The 20,746-nt window shown below is 66.9% G+C and carries 16 protein-coding genes; 7 read left to right on the top strand and 9 right to left on the bottom strand.

The annotated features are described in order from the left end of the window. Window positions 1-67 precede the first annotated feature (67 nt). A complete protein-coding gene (locus tag AC5RWG_RS08730) occupies window positions 68-1,594 on the top strand; it encodes a tripartite tricarboxylate transporter permease (protein WP_494166777.1) in 1,527 nt (508 codons plus the stop codon). Beyond that, the gene (locus AC5RWG_RS08725; RefSeq protein WP_494000865.1) at window positions 1,591-1,986 is read left to right on the top strand and encodes a universal stress protein; all 396 of its coding nucleotides are present in this window, start codon (window positions 1,591-1,593) and stop codon (window positions 1,984-1,986) included. Before AC5RWG_RS08730 ends, AC5RWG_RS08725 begins: the two co-directional genes overlap by 4 nt. 108 nt (window positions 1,987-2,094) lie before the next feature. Here the strand turns inward: AC5RWG_RS08725 and AC5RWG_RS08720 are convergent, their stop codons facing one another. The 5 genes from AC5RWG_RS08720 to AC5RWG_RS08700 all read right to left on the bottom strand — a co-directional run bounded on the left by AC5RWG_RS08720 (window position 2,095) and on the right by AC5RWG_RS08700 (window position 6,251). After that, window positions 2,095-2,790, bottom strand: a complete 696-nt coding sequence (locus AC5RWG_RS08720; RefSeq protein ID WP_494049337.1) for a FadR/GntR family transcriptional regulator — start codon at window positions 2,788-2,790, stop codon at window positions 2,095-2,097. Window positions 2,791-2,870: 80 nt separating this feature from the next. Then, complete coding sequence (locus AC5RWG_RS08715; RefSeq protein ID WP_494013725.1) at window positions 2,871-4,004, bottom strand: L-talarate/galactarate dehydratase; 1,134 nt, start codon at window positions 4,002-4,004, stop codon at window positions 2,871-2,873. A 151-nt stretch (window positions 4,005-4,155) separates the two neighbouring features. Further along, the gene (locus tag AC5RWG_RS08710) at window positions 4,156-5,142 is read right to left on the bottom strand and encodes a 2-hydroxyacid dehydrogenase (protein WP_494166776.1); all 987 of its coding nucleotides are present in this window, start codon (window positions 5,140-5,142) and stop codon (window positions 4,156-4,158) included. Window positions 5,143-5,262: 120 nt separating this feature from the next. Continuing rightward, window positions 5,263-5,526, bottom strand: coding sequence for a PLD nuclease N-terminal domain-containing protein (locus AC5RWG_RS08705; protein WP_494024217.1), 264 nt, complete (start codon window positions 5,524-5,526; stop codon window positions 5,263-5,265). 146 nt (window positions 5,527-5,672) lie between these two features. After that, window positions 5,673-6,251, bottom strand: coding sequence for a DUF1697 domain-containing protein (locus tag AC5RWG_RS08700; protein ID WP_494166775.1), 579 nt, complete (start codon window positions 6,249-6,251; stop codon window positions 5,673-5,675). A gap of 556 nt (window positions 6,252-6,807) precedes the next feature. On the opposite strand from AC5RWG_RS08700, the gene AC5RWG_RS08695 reads away from it, so the two are divergent. The 5 genes from AC5RWG_RS08695 to AC5RWG_RS08675 all read left to right on the top strand — a co-directional run bounded on the left by AC5RWG_RS08695 (window position 6,808) and on the right by AC5RWG_RS08675 (window position 16,257). Next, window positions 6,808-8,757, top strand: a complete 1,950-nt coding sequence (locus tag AC5RWG_RS08695; RefSeq protein WP_494025201.1) for an Hsp70 family protein — start codon at window positions 6,808-6,810, stop codon at window positions 8,755-8,757. Window positions 8,758-8,864: 107 nt separating this feature from the next. After that, on the top strand, window positions 8,865-11,333 hold the full coding sequence (locus tag AC5RWG_RS08690; protein WP_494166774.1) for a LuxR C-terminal-related transcriptional regulator: 2,469 nt from the start codon (window positions 8,865-8,867) through the stop codon (window positions 11,331-11,333). 196 nt (window positions 11,334-11,529) lie between these two features. Further along, window positions 11,530-12,741 (top strand): IniB N-terminal domain-containing protein, encoded by a 1,212-nt coding sequence (locus tag AC5RWG_RS08685; RefSeq protein ID WP_494166773.1) that lies wholly within the window; start codon window positions 11,530-11,532, stop codon window positions 12,739-12,741. A 112-nt stretch (window positions 12,742-12,853) separates the two neighbouring features. Then, window positions 12,854-14,683 (top strand): dynamin family protein, encoded by a 1,830-nt coding sequence (locus AC5RWG_RS08680; protein WP_494166772.1) that lies wholly within the window; start codon window positions 12,854-12,856, stop codon window positions 14,681-14,683. Next, window positions 14,680-16,257, top strand: a complete 1,578-nt coding sequence (locus tag AC5RWG_RS08675) for a dynamin family protein (protein WP_494166771.1) — start codon at window positions 14,680-14,682, stop codon at window positions 16,255-16,257. The genes AC5RWG_RS08680 and AC5RWG_RS08675 overlap by 4 nt, the downstream gene beginning before the upstream one ends. Here the strand turns inward: AC5RWG_RS08675 and AC5RWG_RS08670 are convergent. The 4 genes from AC5RWG_RS08670 to AC5RWG_RS08655 form a co-directional block, all read right to left on the bottom strand. After that, the gene (locus AC5RWG_RS08670; protein ID WP_494000854.1) at window positions 16,162-16,731 is read right to left on the bottom strand and encodes a hypothetical protein; all 570 of its coding nucleotides are present in this window, start codon (window positions 16,729-16,731) and stop codon (window positions 16,162-16,164) included. The two genes, AC5RWG_RS08675 and AC5RWG_RS08670, sit on opposite strands and share 96 nt — an antisense overlap. Window positions 16,732-16,911: 180 nt before the next feature. After that, window positions 16,912-18,777 (bottom strand): APC family permease, encoded by a 1,866-nt coding sequence (locus AC5RWG_RS08665; RefSeq protein ID WP_494166770.1) that lies wholly within the window; start codon window positions 18,775-18,777, stop codon window positions 16,912-16,914. Between the two features lie 317 nt (window positions 18,778-19,094). Next, window positions 19,095-19,844 (bottom strand): ZIP family metal transporter, encoded by a 750-nt coding sequence (locus AC5RWG_RS08660; RefSeq protein WP_494013734.1) that lies wholly within the window; start codon window positions 19,842-19,844, stop codon window positions 19,095-19,097. 132 nt (window positions 19,845-19,976) lie between these two features. Then, window positions 19,977-20,612 carry a uracil-DNA glycosylase family protein gene (locus AC5RWG_RS08655; RefSeq protein ID WP_494001311.1) on the bottom strand — a complete coding sequence of 212 codons (636 nt, stop codon included), beginning with the start codon at window positions 20,610-20,612 and terminating at the stop codon, window positions 19,977-19,979. Window positions 20,613-20,746 lie beyond the last annotated feature (134 nt).

Below are 20,746 nucleotides of genomic sequence, written 5' to 3'. Positions count from 1 at the left end.
TGTCGGCTTTGCCGCCAACGTGGGACCCTCGCGCCCCACCCTCGCCCACTGATCCAAAGGTTCTCGCATGGATTTCCTGCAACCGGTCATGGACGGCTTCGGCGTCGTCCTAGAGCCCTCCAACCTGCTGTACTGCCTGCTGGGCGTTGTTATCGGCATGCTGATCGGCGTACTGCCTGGCCTCGGTCCGGCAGCCACCATCGCCATCCTGCTGCCGCTGACCTACGGGATCGAGCCCGTCACGGCCATCATCATGTTGGCGGGCATCTTCTACGGCGCACAATACGGCGGCACTATCACCTCGGTGCTGTTGCGACTTCCGGGCGAAGCCAGCTCCGTCGTCACCGTCTTCGACGGCTACCAGCTCGCCAGGAAGGGCAAAGCCGGAACGGCGCTGGGCATCGCCGCCATCGGCTCCTTCATCGGCGGCACGGTGGCCATCATCGGTTTGACCTTCCTCGCCCCGCTGGTGGCAGGCTTCGCATTGGACTTCGGCCCGCCCGAGTACGCAGCCTTGGCCATGGTCGGCATCCTGCTGGTCGCCACGATCAGCAACGGCGCCAAAATCAAGGCATTGATCGCCGCCGCCTTCGGACTTCTGCTGGCCACCGTGGGCCGCGACATTTTCACCGGTGCCGAACGCTTCACGTTTGGCAACCTGAGTCTGGCCGACGGCATCGACTTTGTCCCGGTGGCCATGGGCTTGTTCGGCGTCGGCGAGATTCTCTACAACCTGGAAGAACGCCACCGCGCGGCCCAAGCGCCGGCAACAGTGGCAAACGTTTGGCCGTCCAAGAAGGACCTAAAGCAGTCGGCCGGGGCTATCGGGCGCGGCTCTGTGCTCGGCTTCTTCCTGGGCATCCTGCCTGGCGGCGGCGCCACGATCTCCTCGCTCGCCGCCTACGCCGTGGAGAAGAAGCGCGCCAAGAACCCGGAACGCTTCGGCAAGGGCGCCGTGGAGGGTGTTGCCGGTCCGGAGACCGCCAACAACGCCGCGGCGACAAGCTCCTTTATTCCGCTGCTGACCTTGGGTATTCCCGCCAATGCCACCATGGCGATCATCTTCGGCGCGCTGCTCATTCAGGGCGTGACCCCGGGCCCGCAGCTCATTGTCGAGAACCCGGATCTGTTCTGGGGTGTGGTCAACTCGATGTACATCGGCAACATCCTGCTGCTGATCATGTCCATCCCGCTGGTCGGCTTGTTCGTCCGCATCCTGCGGGTGCGCGCCGCCATCCTCGCTCCGATCACCGCACTGATCACCTTGCTTGGCGCCTACACCATCCGCAACTCGATGTTCGACGTGCTGCTGGTGGTCCTCTTCGGCGCCGTCGGGTACCTGATGAAAAAATTCGGATTCGAGCCTGGACCGCTGGTGTTGGCCTTCGTGCTCGGTGCGCTGCTCGAGTCCAGCTTGCGGCGTTCGCTGTTGGTGCTCGACGGAGACGTCACCGGATTCATGGGCCGGCCGATCTCCGGCACGCTGGTAGTTCTGTTCGTGCTGGTCGCTGTCTGGCCGATGGTCAAGTCCGCCATAGAGCGCCGGAAAAACTCCCGTACCCAAGCTCGCACCGAAACCAAGGAGAACGCATGAGCATCCTCGTCGGCTATGTACCCACCCCCGTGGGAGAGGCAGCCGTGTCCGCCGCCATCGCGGAAGCCAAGCTCCGCGGTGAAGACCTGCTGATCGTCAACTCCACCCGTGAAGGGGTGCTGGTGGATAAAACCGTGGCGTCGGAGAACGACCTCCTCCGCCTGAAGTCGGCAGCCAATGAGGCGGGCGTGGCCGCAGAAGTGCTTCGCCCCACCCACCGCGACGACCTGGCCGACGAGATCCTTGAGCTCGCCAGCGAACGCGAGGTCTCGCTCATTGTCATCGGTCTGCGCCAGCGCACGCAGGTGGGCAAATTCATCATGGGTTCGCACGCTCAGCGCATCCTGTTGCAGGCAGACCGGCCGGTGTTGGCCGTCAAGGCAGCCGAGTAGCCACAGCCGGTTCACCCCCGCAACAGCGAAGCGGCAGCAGACTTTGGTCTGCTGCCGCTTCCGTATCCGGACCCAGTGACCTTACGGCGGGTGCAGTTCCCGGGGTAATCAGTGCCCGGATTCGCTCTCCAACCGCAGCCGCGAATTGACCAGGTGGGTGCGCATGGCGGCAGCCGCGGCCAGTCCATCGCCGGCTTCCACTGCGGCCAGCACCGCCGCATGTTCGGACGCCACGGCCGAGAGACGGGACGTTTCGGCTTCGGATCCGCTGGCCTCCAGCCGGTAGCGGGGCATGGCAATCATGGCCGGGCCGAGGGCCGCGATCGCATCCCGAAAGTAGGGGTTGCCGCTGGCCTCGGCGACGGTGCGGTGAAACTCGAAGTCGTGGGATAAGGCCGCGGCCGGGTTGGAACCGGAGCGAGAGAAGTCAGCGTTTGCGGCGCGCAGGGCCGCCAACTGCTGGTCGGTCCGCCGGACGGCGGCCAAGGCAGCGGCTTCGCTTTCCACGCCGGTGCGGAACTCCACCAGCGCCCTCCGGTCCTCCAGAGTCCGCACGGGCCGGAGGCCGCGGGGGCCTTCCGCTTCCGCCGGTGGCGTCAGCGCGAAACTCCCGCTGCCGCGCCGGGTATGCACAAGTCCCTCCGCCTGCAGCCGAGTGATGGCCTCGCGCACCACTGTGCGGCTCACGCCGTGCTCTGCGATCAGCGTGTTCTCGCTGGGCAGCTTGTCGCCGGGAGCGATATCGCCGTCGACAATGCGCCGGCGCAGGTCGTCAACCAAGGTGACCGTCAGGTTCGGTTTCAACAATCGCTCCCGTTTTCTCTAGGGCAGGGTGAGAGGGGAACGACGACGGTGCGCGGCACCGTCGTCGTCATGGGATAAGGCTAGGCGCGGCCGAACTCCACGCTGTCCGTGGTCCAGGCGCGCGCCTGTTCGCTGAAGGTGAAGCCGAGGCCCGGACGGTCCGGGACGATCATCCGGCCGTCGCGGGTCTCGAGGCGCTCGTTGAACAGCGGGTCCAGCCAGTCGAAGTGCTCCACCCAGGGCTCGCGCGGGTAGGCGGCGGCCAGGTGGAGGTGGATCTCCATCGCGAAGTGCGGCGCGAGGTCCAGCCCGGCCTGGTCCGCCAGCGTGGCCAGGCGCAGGAACTGCGTGATGCCGCCGACCCGGGGAGCGTCGGGCTGGATGATGTCGCACGCGCGGGCGGCGATCAGGCGTTCGTGTTCGGCCACCGAGGCCAGCATCTCGCCGGTGGCAATCGGGGTGTCCAGGGCAGCGGCCAGCGCGGCATGGCCTTCGGCGTCGTAGGCATCCAGCGGTTCCTCGATCCAGACCAGGTCGAACTGCTCCAGGCGGCGGCCCATCCGGAGGGCGGTGGCCCGGTCCCACTGCTGGTTCGCGTCCACCATCAGCGGCACGCCGTCGCCGATGTGGTCGCGGACCGCGGCGACACGGCGCAGGTCCTCGGCCGAGTCCGGCAGGCCGACCTTGATCTTGATGCCGCCAATGCCGTCGGCAAGGGAACGGCTCGCGCGGTCCTTGACCTCGTCGATGGAGGCGTTGAGGAAGCCACCGGAGGTGTTGTAGGTCCGGACCGAGTCCCGGTGCGCGCCGAGGAACTTGGCCAGCGGGAGCCCTGCCCGCTTGGCCTTGAGGTCGTAGAGCGCTATGTCGAGCGCGGCCAGGGCCTGGGTGGCGACGCCGGACCGGCCCACCGACGCGCCTGCCCAAAGCAGCTTGTTGTAGAGCTTGGCGATGTCGTTGGGGTCCTCGCCGAGCATCGCCTCGGCGACTTCCGTCGCGTGGGCGTATTGCGCCGGGCCGCCGGCCCGTTTCGAATAGCTGAAGCCCAGGCCCTCGTGTCCCTGCACGGTGGTGATTTCGGCAAAGAGGAAGACGACTTCCGTCATGGGCTTCTGGCGCCCGGTAAAGACCTTGGCGTCAGAGATGGGCGTGGCCAGCGGCAGCGTGGCAGTGGAGAGCTTGACGTGCCGGATGGCATCGGCGGTGTAGGGCATGGCGGTCCTTACGCGGGGATGGCTACTGCGACTGATTGTACAAGTCGCACACTTGTCATACAAGTATTGCTCCAAGGCGACGCTTGCCAGAGCCAACCCCGGTTTTACCCCGCGTCGACCCCCGGATTTCCCGGCGCCGCCGGGCACGGGGTTAGCCGATCGGGGTTACCAACGAGCCGTCGCGCAGGTAGCTGCGCAGGTTCTCCAATGTCAATGCGGCCATGTCGGCGCGGGTCTCACGGGTGCCGCTGCCGATGTGCGGTAACAGGACCACGTTCTCCAGCTCCATCAGTTCGGCCGGCACATGCGGTTCGTCGGCAAAGACGTCCAGCCCTGCGCCCGCCAGCCGTCCTCCGGCCAAGGCGGAGACCAGGGCATGTTCGTCCACAATGGTGCCGCGGGCGATGTTGATCAGGTAGCCTCCCGCGCCGAGCTTGGCCAGCACCCCGGCGTCGACCAGGTTCACCGTCTCCGGTCCTCCGGCAGCCGCGATGACGAGCACCTCGACGGCCTCGGCCAGTTCGGCGGGGGAGGAGTGGAACGCGTAGCCCGAGTCTTCGACGGCGCGGCGGCTGTGGTAGTGGATCTCGCAGTTAAACGCTTCCAGCCGCTTGGCGATGGCCTGGCCGATCCGGCCCAGGCCGAGGATGCCGACCTTTCTGCCGGAGGCCCGCGTGGTCAGTGGGTAGGACGTGGTTGAGGCCCATCCGCCGAGGCGGACGAACCGGTCGGCGGCGCTGGTTCGGCGCAGTACATCCAGATAGAGGGCCAGCGCGGTGTCGGCCACGCAATCGGTGAGCACATCCGGGGTGTTGCTGATGTGGATGCCGCGTTCGTTTGCCTGCTCGACGTCGGTGGCGTCGTAGCCGGCGCCGAAGTTTACGATGGCTTCGAGGTTCGACAGCCGGCGCATCAGGTCGGAGCCGACACCATGGCGGCCGGAGCACACCGCCACGCGGATGCCGGGGGCGTGCCGCAGCAGGAAATCGCCGCGTTCCGGGCCGTCCGGGAGCAACAGTGCGCCGAACTCATCCGCCAAGGCGGCGGTGACAACGGGGTTCACCGGTCCAACCTGAAGGACCTGCCGGCCGTCGGAGGGTGTGGGAGCAGCGGCGCGCACGGCCGTACGGGTGGTCATGCCAGAAGAGTAAGGACCTTCGCGGAGGCGCGTCCAACACGGATACTGCATGGACCGATACCCGGCGGGACACGTTCCATCCGTCCCGCGGAACCGCTGGCCGTTTTCGCGGGCGGGCCTTTAGGGAACAAGGGGCCCCGTCGCCTGCTTCGCCGGCCGGGTGTCCGGCTGGGCCGTATGAGCGGCGGCCCGGCGCGATGCCGTCCGGAACCACGCCAGGGGGCCAAGGATGGGCACCGCGAGCACCAGCAGGGACCAGCCGGCTTTCGCCGACCGCTGCCGTTTGCTCCGCCCGATGCTGACCAGCGCTCCGACCGCCAGGAAGAGGGCAAATGGACCGGCACAGACGGCAGCCGATATCCACGTGACCGAGTCGAACAGCATAGGATCCCCCTTCCTTGGCCGTGACCGGCCGCCGGCCATAACAAGGCCGCAACAAACACGAGTCTAGAATCGCACCGGCGCCGCGGCTATCCGCCGGGAGGATGAGTTCGGGCGGTTCCACTCCTCCCCCGGTAGCAGGGGCCGCCTCAGCCCTCCGTGCGGAACCTGGGCAGCATCTTGTGCAACGTGTTGAGGTTCCTGGTGGTCGTCACCGGCTTGTACATCGTTTTGGCCATTTGCTTGGACAGTTTGGACTCCAAAGTGTTGCCTTTGGGCACCTCCCAGTACAGGACGTCGCCCCCCGGAGACGCCCGTTCTTCGGGCGAAAGTTCCGGGCAGTCCTCGAGCAGTTGTTCCACAACATCCTCACCCGTGGTGAGCACCGCGTAAGCGTGCCGGGGAACGCCGTCGTCGGCCGGGGTGAACGGGTAGCCCTCGACGATGGCGGCCAGCTCGCTGGGAGTCTTGACGATGACCCAGGCGTCGTAGCCGAAAGCCGTCCGCAAGCTCGCTTCGACTCTTTGCTTGACCACGCCGGGGTCTTGGGTCTCCGCGCGCAGCACGACGTTGCCCGAGGCGAGGACGGTCTCCACCTGCCCGAAACCGGCTTCGGTGAGGACCCGCTGCAAGTCCTTCATGGCAATCCGGACGCCTCCAACGTTGATGCCGCGCAAAAACACGCCATAAGTCCGTAAGGAACCGGATTCGCCGTATTTATTTTTCATGGTGCTCCGGGGTCGGATGGACAGGAAATCATTGTATGCACCGGCCGTGATCGCTTCACGGTCTAGCCATTCAGGGACTAGGCGAGGCAAGGTACGCGACTTCGCATATGTATCACCAGGGAGCTGCAAAATCGAGGAAATAGGCCGTCGAAGGACTAAACCATTCACCAAATTTTCGTGTTGCTCATGCCTGTTAAACGGGGGATCCATTCCCTTGTCTAAGCACGTCACCCCTCCTAGGCTGAATGTAACGGAACGGCTTTCTGAAGGACGCCGGATCCAAGTGTGGGGAACTGCGGTTGGCGGCGGCTGAGGGCGTCATTTAGCAGCGGCTTCATGGGGACACGGGCGGATGGATACCGCCCGCCTAGGGGGAATCAGAGCATGACTCTGGAGACAGTATAAAGAAGCGGTGGGGGGCGTTCCTTGCTGGACGTACCTGAGGGGATTCATGGCTTATGTACTGAGTGTCGATGTCGGCACAAGTTTCACGGCAGCAGCGACAGCGCGATACGGGAGCGGAGACCGAAAGCCTCAGCAGCCGCAGGCTGTCCACTTGGGTTCACGTGCGGCGGCCGTGCCGTCGGTGATCTATGTAGGCGAAGACGGCGCAGTTCTGGTCGGAGAGGCAGCCGAACGGCGGGGCACGACGTCCCCTGACCGGGTGGTTCGAGAATTCAAGCGGCGGATCGGCGACTCGGTGCCGATGATGGTCGGAGACCTGTTTGTCGCACCTGAGGACATTTTCGCCGCCGTGGTCCGGTGGGTCGTAGACCGCGCCCAGGAACGTGAAGGCGAAGCTCCGGAAGCCGTAGTGGTGTCGCATCCGGCCAGCTGGGGTGACTACAAGACCGGACTGATCCGTGACGCCTTGGCCGGCGTAGGGCTCGCCGACGTCATGTTGTTGAGCGAGCCGGAAGCAGCCGCGCTCCATTACGCCTCCCAAAACCGCGTGGGCACGGGGAGCCTGGTCGCCGTCTATGACTTCGGCGGCGGTACCTTCGACGCGGCAGTCCTGCACAAGGGTGACGCAGCCTCATTCACGCTGCTGGGCAAACCGGAAGGTTTGGAGCGGGTGGGTGGAGCTGATGTCGACGACGTCGTCTTCGCGCACGTCGTCGCCAGCCTGGACGGCGGGCTGAGCGCGGTGGATCCCACTTCGACGCAAGCACGCGTGGCGCTGGACCGTATCCGGCGGGAATGCGTGGAAGCCAAAGAAGCGCTTTCGGCCGATTCCGAGGCAACGATCCCTGTGTTGCTGCCGGAGCTGCAGACAGGCGTCCGCCTGGTGCGGTCCGAGTTTGAGGGCATGATCGAGGAGCTGGTGCGGGACACGCTCCACTCCCTGCGCCGGGCCCTCGACACAGCGCAAGTGGCTGCCGAGGACCTCACCGCCGTCCTCTTGACCGGCGGCTCGTCCCGCATCCCCTTGGTTGCCCAATTGCTGTCCGCCGAACTGAACCGTCCTCTCGCGGTGGATGCGGACCCGAAGGCCGCCATCAGCCTGGGGGCCGCGTACTTCGCGGCCCGAAACAGGCTCGCGGTGCCATCCGAACACGCTGCGGATCCGGAGCCCCGGCCGGTGCCGGAAGCCGTCGCGGCCGAAGGCCGCGCCTTTCCGCAACCACACTTCCACGCCCACGCCGCGTCCGCGGTGGAAGGCGCCGGCACCGCACGGAAACCCGTGCTGGCTATGCGCGCCGCTGCCATAACAGTGGCGGTCGCGGCCCTCACGGCGTTGACGGCAACCGCCGCCCAGAGCCCTCACGAATTCGGCCTGTTCGGTTCCCAACCGGGCGTCGCCCAAGGCAGCGCCGCGGAGCGGAACGGCCACGTACCCGGGGGAGCTCCGGAGGAAAGCGAAGGGGCCGGGCCGGCCAATTCCGTGATGGCGGCTGAACCGGCGCAGCCTGGCATGAGTCCCGTGGTCTTTTGGGAGAACTCAGCTGCAACGTCCTCCGGCGCAGCGGCTCCGAGCCCGGAAGGCTCACCGGGCTATGGCGGCACTGCGGGCTTCGCGCAGGACCAGGTGACCTACGCGCAGGACCGGGCGACGACGACGCCGAACGGCCAACCGTCGACTCGCCCGGGAGGCGTGTCTACGCCGGCCGGCGATTCCGGGCAGGGCCCCGGATCGAAGCCGGACAACGGCACCAACACTCCTGCCCCGGGACCGACGGGAACCCCCGTGCCGCCCGCGGCTCCACAGCCAGGCACCACTCCCCAACCTCCCGCCCCCGAGCCGGAACCGAGTGTTCCGGCTGTGCCGACAACGACACCGGAACCGGATCCGGTGCTGCCGCCTCCGGCCCCCGACCCCGCGCCGCCTCCCGCCCCCGACCCTGCGCCGGAACCTGCCCCGGAGCCCGCGCCGGAGCCCTCATCAACACCGTCAGAGACGGTGGTTGTCGATCCTCCGCCGACCGCGCCAGCCTGGGTGGACCCGCCGCAGCCGCCGGCACCGTCGGGTGACCCCACCGATGCGCCTGCTCCGGGGCCGGCATGACAGGTGCGACACCGGCGCAGCCGGCGGCGCGCCGTCTAGTGAACCGGGATGCCGCGCAACTGCTGACGGAAGCCGCGACGGAACCCGCGTCGCGTTTACTGGCTACCGTGTCCGGTCCGGGAGGATCGGGCAAGAGCCTGCTGCTGGAAAACTTGGCGGCGGCCTGTGAGGAAGCAGGCGTCCCCGTCAGCTCGGGCAGGCACGCACTGGGGAAAGACCCTGTGGACGAAGGAACCACGGTACTGATCGACGACGCCCACCAGTTGGACGACGCCGAACTGGAGCGCGTCCATCGGTTGGCCGACGGGCAGAACGTGAACCTCGTGGTCGCCTACCGGTCGTGGCCGAAGTTGCCGGCGTTGCAGCGGCTGACGGCGGTGTTGGAGGCGCACCGGCGGCCGGTGTTGTTGGGGCCCTGGACCCGTAACGATATTGCCCGGCACGCAGCAGCTGTCCGCTCTGACCGGCTTCCTGCTCCCGTCCTTGATCAGGTCTTCCGGCTGACCGGGGGCCTGCCTTGGCTGGTCCAGCATGTGTTGGAAGCGATCGACGATGCCCGCCCAATACCGTCAGATCCGGTGAAGTTCGGCGGGTTGGTCAACCATGTGGGCCACGAGCTCGAACGGCTGAAACCCAATCTCCGGGAGCTGCTGCTGGCCCTGGCCGTCGGTTTCGATCCAGCCGGGCCGCTGCCTTCCGGACTGCGGGAGCTGCCCGGCGGAATCGGGCCGCTGATGTCGCAGGCCACGGCCGCAGGGTTGGTGCTGCCCGAGGGAAACCTTGCTCCGCTCATGCGCAACGTCCTGCTTCATGTCACCCCGCAGCACCACGTCCGGGCCTTTCAGCGGGCCCTGGCCGACTGTTTAGCCAACAACACCGCACCGGCGCCCGTGGACGTGGCCCGCGGACTGGTTCGGGGCGGACTCCAGGATGCACGCGTGGCCCGCGTCCTTGAAGACGCCGGCGACGGCGCCCTGGCTTCCGAGCCCCGGGTGGCCGCGACACTGTACGGTGAAGCGGCGGCAGCCGGCGCCGATGAAACGGCAACGGCGGCGCGCCGGGCCCAGGCGGCACTGGCCTCCGGAGACCTCGAAGCAGCCGGCCGCATCCTTGACCGTCTCCTGGCTCAGCCGGAGGCACCGGACAGGCTCCGCGGAGCGGACGTGGCGGCGTCGCTGTGGGCGCAGCGGGGCATGCTGGCGCGCAGCGCCCAGGTCTACCGGTGGCTCGGATCACCCGCCACGGAGGCGTCCAGGGCTCTGGCCGCCGTCGTCATGATCGGTACGGGTGACCCCGACGGGGCTCGAAGCCTGCTTGCCGGCAACCATGCCGACAACTCGCCAACCCTGACGAACGTGGCCGTCTCGTTGATGGGACAAGGCATCGTCGCGTCGATCGGCGAGCACACCGAGCAGGCGCTGCCGGCCCTGGTGCGGGCTTCCGACATGCTCACGGCCTCCGGCGCCGCCATTCCGCTGCCGGACAGCCCTGCAGCCCTCGCGGCCTTGGTGGCCCTGCACAGCGGTGAGCTCCCCGTAGCGGCAGCCGTCCTCGACGACGCTCTGCGCGGACGCCAGGGAGGCCCGGCCGCCCGCTTGAGGCTGCTGCTCCTGCGGGCCTGGGTCGCCATGCTGCAGGACCACCCGGACAGCGCCGGGGCTGCCATCGCAGAGGCGACCGCCAGCGGAATCCGTCCCACCCCGCGCGACGAATTGTTGCTGGACGCCCTGCAGGTCGGGCTGGCGCGGCGAACCGATGACACCGCTGCCTTGGTGCGCGCCTGGGACCGGGCGCGGGGCCGGCTGCTGCACGTCGCCGTCGATCTCTACAGCCTTTTGCCGCTCGGCGAACTGGCAGTAGCCGCTGCCCGCCTGCGTGATTCCGCGAGGCTGCAGCCGCATTTGACGGAGGCTTGGGCGCTGCTGGGCAGATTGGGCGAACCGGCGCTGTGGTCTACCTCGCTGCATTGGTATGCGGTCCAGGCGGCCCTTTTGGCGGACAGCCCCAGCGAGCTCGCCCCGCATGCCTCGGCGCTGGTCCGGGCCTCGGGGACGTACCGACTGGCGGGCGTGCTCGCGGCGGCCGGCCGGGCGTGGGTAACGGTGCTGGCCGGCAGGATCGATCCGAAGCTGGTGGAGGAGTCCGCCCGGGCGCTCGCATCCGTCGGCCTCACCTGGGACGGGGCGCGCCTCGCCGGGCACGCGGCAGCGCACGCGGACGAGCGCAAGGACATGAGCCGCCTCTTGGCTTGCGCCAGGGACCTTCATCCCGGCACGCGCGGGACCATGGACGCGCCAGCCGACGTCACCGTCACCGAGCCCGGCGGGCAGGCAGCGGTCCCCGCCGGAGCAGCACAGGGACAAGAAAGCGCCGTCTTGAGCGAGCGGGAGCGCGAAGTCGCCCGGTTGGTGCTGGAGGGCAAGACGTACCGGGAGATCGGGGCCGCGATTTTCATTTCGCCGCGCACCGCCGAGCACCACATAGCGCGTATTCGACGGCGGCTAGGGGCTTCGAACCGTGCCGAACTCCTGACGCAGTTGCGGCTTGCGCTCGGCGAAGACAGTTCCCCGCAGTAAGTTCGCGGACTTCCGGGCCTGGGGGCCCCTCCCTACCTAGTCCCCGTCCACCGCGATCCCCCTGGAGGGGGCGGGCGGCGGGGGAGGAAGCCCCGATGCGGGCGACAGCAGCCCGGCCGTAGCTTTGAACCACGCCAAGCAACTCAGCTCGGCGGGCCACCATCCATAATTTTGGCCAGATCCAGTAGGAATAAGAATGGGGATTCACATAATGCCTACGCTCGCAAGCTCTCTACTCGAATTCATCATGAATCTGCTCCGTGATCCGCGCGCAGCCGCCGAATTCCAGGCAGACCCGGAGGCCGCCCTCGCCGAGGCCGGCCTGGGCGACGTGTGCTCCGATGATGTGGACGCCATCATGCCGGTCATCCTCGACTACGCTCCCGTGGATGCCAGCTCGTCCTTCGACCGCGAGTACAACACCGGCGGCAACCACTCCGGCGGCGACACCGGCGACTGGTCCAGCGACAACTCCGGCAACAATGGCGGTGGCTGGGGCGGCGGCGGCCACGCTGGCGGCGGCCACGGTGGCGGGGGCCACGGTCACGACGGCGGCCATGGGGGTGGCGGCCATGACGACGATGACCACGGTCACGGCGGCGGCAGGGGCAACGATCATGATGACCACGCCCACGCTGTGCAGCAACTGACGCACATCGTGAACAACTACTCGTACACCTCTACGATCGACGATCGGGACACCATCACGGATCAGTCTGTCAACCAGAACATCTGGGCCGACGGCGACGTGAACCAGTGGTTCGACAACGACGCCGTGATTGCCTCGGGCGACGACTCTGTTGCGGCTGGCGGGGACGCCACCGTGGATAACTCGACGGATAACTCCAACGATTACTCGAAGGATTACTCGACCGACAACTCCACCACCGTGACAACCGGTGACATTGAGGGCGATGTGACCGTCGGGGACACCGACATCTCCGTCGAGGACTCCTTCAACGTCGAAGACTCCTACAATGAGGATTCCTACAACGAGGACTCCTACAACGAGGACTCCTACAACACGGATGTCGACCTGGACGTCGAAGTGGAAGACTCCTTCAACTACAACTCCGACCACTCGACCGACAACTCCACCAACGTGGAAATCGAGGACTCGTACAACGGCAATACCACCGAGATCGAGGTCGAGGACTCCTTCAACGAGGATAATTCCACCACCGACATCAACGTGGAGGATTCCTTCAACGAGGAGGTCGAGATCGAGGATTCCTTCAACGAGGTCGAGGTCGAGGATTCGTTCAACGACAGCTCCACGAACACGGACGTGCAGGTGGACGACATCAACGCCGAGTTCACCGACAACTCCGTCAACGACTCCGTCATCGTCGCGGACAACGAAGTGGACATCGAAGACAGCGTTGTTGCCGAAGAGGTCGACTTCTAACCGACCCGATAACTGAATCACGACAGATCAGCTGTCCAGCAGGAGGCCGGGGGACCTCCTGCTGGACAGTGTCACGGTCCGGCCGCGGGGCCGGAAGTCAAAAGGGGATACGGTGGTCGAGCTCGTCAAGCTGGTGGATCAGGGCCAGGAATTGGCCAAGAAGGGTGAGCGCGCAGACTTGCAGCGGCGCCTGGAACAGACCCGCAAGCGATTGCAGGATCCGACCACCCGGGTGATCGTCGTCGGTGAATTCAAGCAGGGCAAAAGCCAGCTCATTAACGCCCTGGTAAATGCGCCGGTTTGTCCCATCGACGACGACGTCGCCACCTCGGTGCCGACGGTGGTCAAGCACGGGGAGCCTGCCTCAGCCGTGATCCTGGTTCCGAAGGAACGCGCCGACTCCAGCGACGGGGACGTTGAACTGGAGCGTCTCCCGGTCGCCTTGGACGAGCTCGCCGAGCACGTCTCGGAACGGGGGAATCCGGGCAACGAGCGCCGGCTGGCAGCAGCGGAAGTCTCCCTGCCCCGGAAGGTCTTGCACGGCGGACTCGCCCTGGTGGACTCGCCGGGGGTCGGGGGATTGGACTCGGCCCATACCCTCACCACGCTGACGGCATTGCCGACGGCGGACGCCGTGCTGTTGGTCTCGGACGCATCCCAGGAGTTCACCGAACCGGAGATCCGGTTCCTGCGGCAGGCGCAACGGATTTGCCCCAATGTGGCCGGCGTCCTGTCCAAGACGGATTTGTACCCGCAATGGCGGCGGGTGGCCCAACTGGACAGGGGCCATTTGAAGCGGATCGGGGCAGGCATGCCGCTGATTCCGGTCTCCTCGGAACTTCGCCTCCGGGCGGCCGAAATGCGTGACAGCGAGCTGAACGCCGAATCGGGATTTCCGGAGCTGGTGGCCTACCTCCGGCAAAAGATTCTGGGCCAGACCGAGCGGCTCCAGCGGCGGTCGGTGGCGCAGGACCTGATTTCGGCCATGGACCATCTGCGGCTCTCGCTGAAGTCGGAACTGAGCGCGCTGGAGAATCCGGACGGAACCCCGGAGATGCTGGCCGAGCTGGAAACGGCCAAGGAACGCGCCGACGAGCTCCGCCGTCGTTCTTCCCGCTGGCAGGTCACGCTCAATGACGGCATGAGCGATCTCATCGCCGATATGGAATACGACTTGCGAGACCGGCTGCGCAGCATTTTGCGGGACGCCGAGCAGTCCATTGATACCGGGGATCCCGGTCCGCAGTGGGAGCAGTTTGTGCACTGGCTGGAACAGCGTGTGGCCGCGGCCGTGTCCGACACCTTCGTGTGGACGAACGAACGGTCGTTGTGGCTGGCGGAAAAGGTCGCCGAGCACTTCAACCAAGACGACGTGACCCTGCCGTTGCTGCAGGTCGATTCCACGGAGAACGTGCTCGACCCGGTCGAGGAAATCCCGGATCTGGATGCAGGACGCCTTGGAACGGTCCAGAAAATACTGATTGGCATGCGGGGTTCGTACGGCGGTGTGTTGATGTTCGGCCTCCTCACCGGGATCGCGGGTATGGCGCTGATCAACCCGATCTCGGTCGGCGCCGGCCTGCTGCTGGGAGGCAAGGCCTACCGCGAAGACAAGGAAGCCCGGTTGAAGCGCCGCCAATCGGAGGCCAAGGCCCTGGTCCGGAAACAAGTCGATGAGGTCGTGTTCCAGGTTGGCAAGCAGCTCAAGGACCGGCTCAGGGTAGTGCAGCGGGCCACCCGCGACCACTTCACCGAACTGGCCGAAGAGCACCATCGCTCGCTGGCGGATTCGGTACTGGCGGCGCAGAAGGCGGCAAGCCGGTTCCACCAGGAACGCGACCTGCGGATCAAGGAGCTCAAGGCGTCCCTCGCGCTCGTGGAGTCGCTGCGCAAGCAGGCATTGGCGCTGGACGCTGCACCGCAAGTGGCTGGACAGGCATGAACACCGCGGCAGCCGGAGCGGACGTCGAAGCGGCCCGCGCGCTGGTCCAGGAAGCGATCGAAGCCTACCGCGACGAACCGGCCGTGCGTCAGGTGTTGGAGGAGTATGCGCGCCGCCTCGACGAGCCGCTGCGGATCGCCATTGCGGGCATGGTCAAAGCGGGCAAGTCAACCCTGCTCAACGCCATTATCGGCGAAGAGATTGCCCCGACCGACACGGGAGAGTGCACCCGGGTGGTCACCTGGTACCGCTTCGGCGACACGCCGCGGATTACCCTGCACCCGCGTTCTGGAGCGCCCCGGGACCTGCCGACCAAGCGCACCGACGGCCGGTTGGTGTTCGAGCTCGGCGGGGTCCAGGCAGAGGACGTCGACAGGCTCGTGGTGGACTGGCCGTCCCGAACCCTGCGGGACGTGACGTTGATCGACACGCCGGGCATTGCCTCGCTCTCCCGGGACGTGTCGGCCCGCTCCACCGATTTCCTGACGCCGGCCGACGCGCCCTCGGAGGCCGACGCGATCATCTACCTGCTGCGGCACCTGCACGCGTCCGACCTGGGTTTCTTGGAGTCCTTCCGTGATACCGCGGCCGGCCAGAGCGGTACCGTCAACGCACTGGCGGTATTGTCCCGTGCGGACGAGGTTGGGTCCGGCCGGATCGACGCCATGCTCTCCGCCCGGGACATCGCTGCGCGGTACCGCCGTGACGGCGCGTTGCGTTCACTGGCCCTCGGGGTAGTGCCGATCGCCGGCCTGCTGGCCCAGTCGGCGCGCAGCCTGCGGCAGGCGGAATACGCCGTCCTCGCCGAGCTCGCTTCCTTGGACAGGCGGGAACGGGAGCTGCTCCTGCTGTCCGCCGACCGCTTCGTCCGTCCGGGAGGCCCGCTGTCCGCCACGCCGGAAGCGCGGGCCAAGTTGCTGGACAGGTTCGGGCTCTTCGGGCTCCGGCTGGCAGCCGCGCTGCTCCGTGGAGGCATCTCGGAGCCGACCGCGCTGGCCCACGAACTGGCCCGCCGCAGCGGGCTGGACGAATTGCTGGCCGTGATGACCGGGCAGTTCCAAGCCCGGGCCGGACAGTTGAAAGCCCGGACGGCCCTGGTCGGCGTCGAAAAGCTGCTGAACGACCACCCCCGCCCGGGCGCCGCGGGAGTCGCGGCCGGCTTGGAACGGCTGCTCGCCAGCGCCCACGCCTTCCGTGAACTGCGTCTGCTGGCGGCCGCCCGCACCACCGGGCTGCCGTTGGAGCCGGAGTTGGCCGCCGAAGCTGAACGGATGATCGGCGGCGAAGGCGTCTCGGCGCCCGAACGCCTGGGGCTTCCGCGTGACGCCCCGGGCGAGGTCCTGCGGGAGCACGCCGTGGCGTGCCTGAGACGTTGGCACGCCGTGGCCGGCGACCCGCTGCGCGGCCGTGCCGTCGCCGAGGTCTGCCAGACCGTCATTCGCAGCTGCGAGGAACTGTTGGCCGGAATGCAGCCTGCTTCAGGCAGGCGGCCTGCCTCGCCGCCCCTGGTGCTCGGCACGGAACCATTGGTTGGCCCCGCTCAGGACGCTGGCGATTACCGCCGCGCCGGCTAGCACCAGCTGCAGAACCAGCATGATCCTGATGCCCAATTCCTGATCGCCGGGAGCGGCCAGGAATTCGTCGGCCAGCAGGGTCACCGCCCCGTGGACGAACAGCATGGCGAGCAGCACGAAGCGCACCTTGCCATGCCGGCGCATAAGGGCCCGCAGCAGCACGGCCTCGATCAGCATGACGAGCGCCAGCACGCCCAGGGTTCCCCAGAAAACCACGACCGCGAGCGCTTCCACGGTCTCCTTGTCGGCGCCCTGCTCCAAACCGTCGATGAGCCCGCGCAGGTGCTTGAGGATCTCCTCCTGCGCGAAATACGCGAAGATCCCCGCAATCAGTCCCGAAACAAAACTGAGGATCCACAAGGCGCGGACCCTCTTGACAGCAGGCGGCGGCACCAAAGTCCCGATGATCGGAGGCGGCGTGAGGTCGGACATCTGCGGACGCGGTGGCGCGGGACGTTCCGGTTCGCCGGACATTCCCCCGGTTCCCTGAGCTCCAGGCGCCCCCATCCCTGGTTCCTGCGACATGGAGATAATCTAGCCGCCACCCAAAGCGACCGCAATGCTCGTGCCCGGGCGTGACCGCCCTCCGGCCGCCGTGCCCACGACGACGGCGGCGTGCGGCATCTCAGCGGTCAGGGCGGGCTTCCGCCGCCGCTATCCGCCCACATGGATCCCGGGCCGGTGGGCAGGGTCAGGCTCATTCTGCCTGATGATTTCGCGCACTACGGGAGCCGTGTCTCCCTCTCCCAGGAGCAGATAGCGGAAGAGGTGGCCGAGCGGATTGCCTTCAGACCATTCGAAATAGGCATGGGGGCGAACACCCGTTGCGTCCCGCACGGCCAGGAGGATGGCGGCAATAGCATTCGGGGCCGCGGGGCTTTCCGCACGAAGCACCCGGTACCCGCCGACGTCGATGCCGCGGACGCGAAGCACCTTGGCGAAGGCCGAAGGGTCCACGATGTCGATTTCGAGGAACAGGACGTCCGCCGTCCCCGGGACCGGATTCATGTGCCGCTGCGCGTCTTCCTTGGCACTGTAATCGTCGTGGTTGCCGGGCCGGCGCTTGGCGATGATGTTCAGCGAGCCGTCCTTGTCCAAGGAATCGCTGATGAACCGCCGGGCAGTCTGGTCGAATTCGATACGTTCGGCGCGGAGTTCTATGGTGCGGGCGACGCGGGAGACGAGCGAGACGCCGACCATGCCGACGATGAACAGCCCGCAGATGCCGATGCCCTCGGGTTTTTCCAGGACGTTGGCCAGCAGTGCGTAGAGCAGCACCAAACTGAGGGCGCCGTACCCGGCAGCGGTGCGGCGTTTGTGGCGGCGTGCAGTCGTGACGGCGACAGCGACGGCCGCCGACACCATCATGGCCAGGATGCCTGTGGCGTAGGCTCCGGCCTGGGCGTTGACATCCGCCCCGAAACCCACGGTGAGCAGGATGCTGACCCCGGTGTAGACCAGGACGACGGGCCGGATCGCACTGGTCCATTCGGGGGCCATTCCGAAGCGCGGCAGGTAACGCGGGACGATGTTGATCAGCCCGGCCATCGCCGAGGCTCCCGCGAACCACAGGATCAAGACCGTTGCCGCGTCATAGATCGTGCCGAACCCCTCGCCGAGCAGTGCGTGCGCAAGATAGGAGAGGGCCCGGCCATCCGCGGGGCCGCCTGCGGCGTAGGCCTCGGGCGGGATGAGGACGGCCGTCACGAAGCTGCTGCCCATCAGGAAACCGCTCATAACAGCCGCAGCACACGTCAGCATCTTCCGCGTATTGCGGACCCGTGAGGCGAGGCGTTGTGCGGGAGTGTGCCCCTCGGACGCCACGAGCGGCATCATGCTCACGCCGGTCTCGAATCCAGACAGGCCCAGGATCAGCAGAGGAAATGCCAGCAGCAGGGACAAGGTTAGGTTGCCGGGGCCGGGGCTGGCAACGGCCATGGCCTGCGCCCAGTCGCTGATGCGGCCGGGGTCCTGCGCGATGAGCGACAGGCCGGCCATGATGACGGCCGCATTCAGGATCACAAACGCGGTCACCAGGGGCACGGCAATGGCTACAGCCTCGCCGAATCCGATCAGGAAGATGCCCCCGAGGACCAACAGCAGCACGACGGTGACTGGAACCGGGTGGCCCTGCAAGAAGCCGGGAGAGTAGGGATTCTCGAGCAAATGCACCGTTGCGTCGGCGGCCGAGAGTGTGATGGTGATGATCCACGATGTGGCAACGAAACCGAGCAGGACGAGGATAACAACCTTCCCCTTCCAAAACGGCAGGAGCCGGTCGAGCATGGCCACCGAGCCTTCCCCGTGCGGGCTCTCCGCCGCCACGCGCCGGTAGAGCGGGAGCATTCCCAGCAAGGTGAGCCCCACAATGAGCAGCGTTGCCAGCGGCGACAGCGGTCCCGCAGCGATCAGGGCAATTCCGGGCAGGTAGGAGAGCGTGGAGAAGTAATCAACGCCGGTCAGGCACACGACCTTCCACCAGGGATGGGGCGTCCCGCGCGCTGCGCTTTCGCGGCCCACCGGCGGAACTTTGTCCATCAACAGCCAGCGGCTAAGCGCGCGGCGAAGCGGCGGCGGGGGAGCCGGCCTCGGGACAACAGCCGGGACCGTATGTTCGAGCGACCAGCGCACCGATTTTCTCCTGTCGCCCCGGCCGGGCGAACCCCGTTGCCCGGGGCCCTGTCGCAGGGCGCTCCCACAGTATAGATCCGTCATTGACCGGGAACGAGAAAATTTTGTGGATTCCGCATCCGGTTCCCCGCAATGGCGAACCTGCTGATTCTCACCGTGATTGGTCCTGGTTTCAGCGTGGCCGGGGGATGGCCGCAGGGGCCGGATTACAGCGCATCGAGGCCCAGGGCCGTGACGAACCCGAGCGCTGCCGTGAGGCCGGTGAGGATGTGATGCTCTTCGAAGGCCTCGGGGATCATGGTGTCGGCGACCATGGCCAGGATGGCGCCCGCCGCCAGCGCGTTGATGAACGCCACGAGCTCTTCCGGTGCGTCTTGCAGCGCAAGGTAACCGACCAGTGCGCTGGCTCCGGAGAGCACGGCAATGGTGCCCCACACGCCAAAAACATAGCCCGCGCCCCGCCCGGCCTTCTTCATGCCGGCGCTGCTGGAGAGCCCTTCGGGGATGTTGGAAATGAACACGGCTCCCAACATTGCGGGGCTGACTGTTCCCCCGGCGACGAGGCCGAGGCCCAGCACGAGGGATTCAGGGATACCGTCCAGCAGGGCGCCGGCGGCGATCGCCAGGCCGCTGCCCGGGGTATCTCCCTCGGCGGGCTGCTGATTGCCGGACCGTTTGCGGTGCCTGGCCCCTTTTGTGGCCAGCAGGGCGTTCGTTGCCACGAAGAGACAGGCGCCGACGAGGAAACCTCCGATGGTCGCGCCGATCCCGCCGGTCGTTACCGCTTCGTCGACCAGTTCGAAGGCGAGCGCCGAAATAAGGACGCCGGCGCCGAAGGCCATGACAGTCGAGACAACCTTGACGGGAATGTCCCATTTCCAAGCGACGGCACAGCCGAGCACCAGCGCGGCACCGCCCATCGCCCCTACGGAAAACGCGGTCATCCACAACGGCATGGCTGTTCCTCCCGTCCAGGCTCAGGCTAGCCGCGGGAAGGCGCAGCCGCCATGGCGGGAGAGGGATTGTTCAGCCGGATGGGAGGGATGGACGGCCGGTCGCCGGCGGTGCCGGCGAGCCGGGTCGCAGTGCTACTTGGCGGGCCGGCCCAATCCGGTGCGCGCCATGGCGTCGGCATAGGCTTCGTGCATCGCGTCCAGCCATTCCTGCTGGCGGGCAGGCGAACCCGCGAAGGCCCGGCCGCTGAGCGCCCGAACCTTGTAGGTCTTGAAGCCGCGCCGCCAGAGCAGCGGGTTCTCGGTCTTCAGCAGCAAGCCGGCCAGCCGCTGGGCTTCGGTTCCGTGTGCCACGAGCACCGAGGCCCGCGGCACCAGCGTCAGCATCTTCAGCAGCGGCTTGAGGCCGGCGTTGATCTGGTCGGGGGTGAGCTTGCCGTTGGCCTCGCCCGGGGTGAACCACGGATGCACGTTCCACGGCATCACGTATTGGGGCCGCAGGCCGAGCTGCCACTGCAGCCCGAGCATCCGCGTCGTTGCCTCCTGGTCTCCCGGCCAGATGAAACCCGTGTCCGAGGCGTGCCCGATGTTCGAGTAGAGCGAGACGATCCGGCATTCATCGGCGTCGTGGATCGGATCCACGTAAGGGACCTCGGTACCCGGCTTCAGGTCCCGCAGTTCGTCGCAGAGACGGTTAATGTCGGCGACGCCAGAGTCGTACCTGCGGTCCATGAGGTCCTTGTGCTGATCGGATACTGCCGGGCTGGTCATCGGGGTGCGGGTCTCCTGGAGGGAAGGGAAGGTGAACGGTAGGAAATCGGTGCGCCGGGGAACGACGGCGGTGCCGCCGAGGGAACGGGCAGCCGCCTGCGGCGACGGGAGGCGGCTATTGAGCATAGCAACCG

Source organism: Arthrobacter sp. Y3221160 (assembly GCF_059092585.1).
This window is presented reverse-complemented; position numbering and strand designations above follow the sequence as displayed.